The sequence below is a fragment of the Aequorivita vitellina genome, from assembly GCF_022008365.1.
Lineage (GTDB): Bacteria > Bacteroidota > Bacteroidia > Flavobacteriales > Flavobacteriaceae > Aequorivita > Aequorivita vitellina.
The window spans coordinates 1-301 of sequence record NZ_JAIRBA010000197.1 but is presented as its reverse complement, the minus strand read 5'-3'; the positions used below and the strand labels follow the sequence as shown (position 1 = coordinate 301).

Annotated in this window: 1 protein-coding gene; it reads right to left on the bottom strand. The window is 35.9% G+C overall.

Annotation, left to right across the window (positions count from 1 at the left end; genetic code table 11):
* Positions 1 to 301: inositol monophosphatase family protein (locus K8089_RS16495; RefSeq protein ID WP_277612619.1), on the bottom strand; the 301-nt coding region annotated here is incomplete at both ends.

The window sequence follows — 301 nt, the reverse complement described above, 5'->3', positions numbered from 1 at the left end:
TATTGTGTTTTTCAATTTCTGTAATGAAGTTTTTAGTCGCTTTATTATTATGCGAACGGCTGCCAATGATTTTTACTTTGGAAGTCGGTTTGCTAGGGTGGATATCTTTGGCACCTTTAAAAATATTTTCAATTGTTGTATCTACTGAAGTAAGGGTTATCTTTTTTGAAGATTTGCCATCGGCAGCGGTAAAATATAACTCCTTTGAAACGGGAATATAGATAACGCCTAAAACGGGATTGCCATTTTCAATTAAGGCTATGTTTACGGTGAACTCGCCGTTGCGCTTTACAAATTCCTT